The 1,519-nt window shown below is 40.6% G+C and carries 2 protein-coding genes; one reads left to right on the forward strand and one right to left on the reverse strand.

The window, feature by feature from the left end; genetic code table 11:
- Positions 1–179: 179 nt before the first annotated feature.
- A complete protein-coding gene (locus V7L97_RS12605) occupies positions 180–1,073 on the forward strand; it encodes an NAD(P)/FAD-dependent oxidoreductase (RefSeq protein WP_333656532.1) in 894 nt (297 codons plus the stop codon).
- A 4-nt stretch (positions 1,074–1,077) separates the two neighbouring features.
- Here V7L97_RS12605 and V7L97_RS12610 read toward each other — a convergent pair.
- On the reverse strand, positions 1,078–1,519 hold a 442-nt coding region (locus tag V7L97_RS12610; RefSeq protein WP_333656534.1), incomplete at its 5' end, for an HPF/RaiA family ribosome-associated protein.

The raw sequence follows: 1,519 nt of genomic DNA on the forward strand, positions 1-1,519 counted from the left end.
TTTGTAATACTTTTTCATTTTTGTAAAACTAAACCAATTCTGTCCTATAAAACAAAATTAGCATATTTGATGTATAATATCAAGACTATAATTGCCGTTTACAAAATAATTGGCAGGTGTATTTTGGGAAACGACTTATGATTAATAATCATAATGAAAAGATGAGGGTAATTTTACCAATGCCTGAAGAAAAAATATATGACTGCATAATCATAGGCGCAGGCCCTGGAGGATTGCAGGCTGCTATTTATCTCGGAAGATACAACAGGGATGTCATCCTTTTAGACAGAGGCGGTGGAAGGACAAGACATGCGCGCCATATAGAGAATTTCCTCACGCAGAAGGCTATTTCCGGTAAAGAGATTATAGAAATAGGCATCGAGCAGGCAAAGAATTTTAATGTGAAGATCGAAAATGCAACTGTCACAAAGGTTTTGAAGAATGAGTTTTTCGAAGTATATGCCGGAGAAAAGAAATACCTCTCAAAATTTGTGATTGTCTCATCCGGCGTCTACGATAACCTGCCTGACATTGAAAACCTGCATAAATTTTTAGGAATCAGCCTTTTCACCTGCATAGACTGCGATGGATACAAAACCACAAACAAAAAACTGATTATTATCGGCAATTCTCTCAAGACAGTGCATCTTGCCTTTGCCATGAAGGAGATGTTTACGAAGGATATAACCCTCGTTCTTTATATGGATAAAGTGCCTGACGAATATAAAGAGGAACTAAGGGAAGAAAATATACCGTTAATAATAGGCCGTCCTGTAAGGATTATCGGGGATGAAAAGATGGATGCCCTTGAACTAAAAGACGGGCAAAGGATTGAGTGCGAGGTAGTAATGTCCCACTTTGGTTATAAGCTGAACGATGCATTTCTTTCCAAGCTGGATTTAAAAAGGGACAACAACGGCTTTAAGTTTATAGTAGCCCATAATTATGAATCATCTTTAAGCGGCCTGTATATTGTAGGCCCTCTCAATCAGGGCAATGACCAGGTTGTCATCGCAGCAGGAGAGGGGGCTGTCGCAGCCATCGATATCAAAAAACGGCTATTGAATCCTTAGCTGTTTACCTTTCTATAACCGTTACAGTGCTGGCCTGAGGCCCCTTTTCCCCAAGTTCTTCCACAAAACGAACCTCTGTCCCGACCTTCAGATTTTTAAATTCTTTATTCAATACACTGTTTTCGTGAAAATAGATTTCCCTGCCGTCAGGCGTGGTTATAAAACCATAGCCTTTGTCTGAAAATAATGCACTTACACGGGCATGCAAAATCTCTTCGTGATGTTTTATATCACCTCGCTGCCTGCGTGCATAGTCCTCAAGCTTGCGGCGTGCTGCATCAAAGGCATCCCTTATAGCTATTGCGAGGTCTTCGTTCTGTTCGCGTTTTATTACAATCTCTCCACCCGGAACAGTCATGTAAATATGCACATCATACAGAATCCCTTTATGTTTATGGCGGTGGGGGACATCCACCACAACCCTGCATCTCATAATCTGGTCGTAA

It is taken from the genome of Dissulfurispira sp. (assembly GCF_036745535.1).
Classification (GTDB): Bacteria; Nitrospirota; Thermodesulfovibrionia; order Thermodesulfovibrionales; family Dissulfurispiraceae; genus Dissulfurispira.

What these genes read in the sequence shown, in the direction of transcription:
- V7L97_RS12605 (WP_333656532.1), top strand. Translation starts at nt 180, where the DNA reads ATGCCTGAAGAAAAAATATATGACTGCATAATCATAGGCGCAGGCCCT.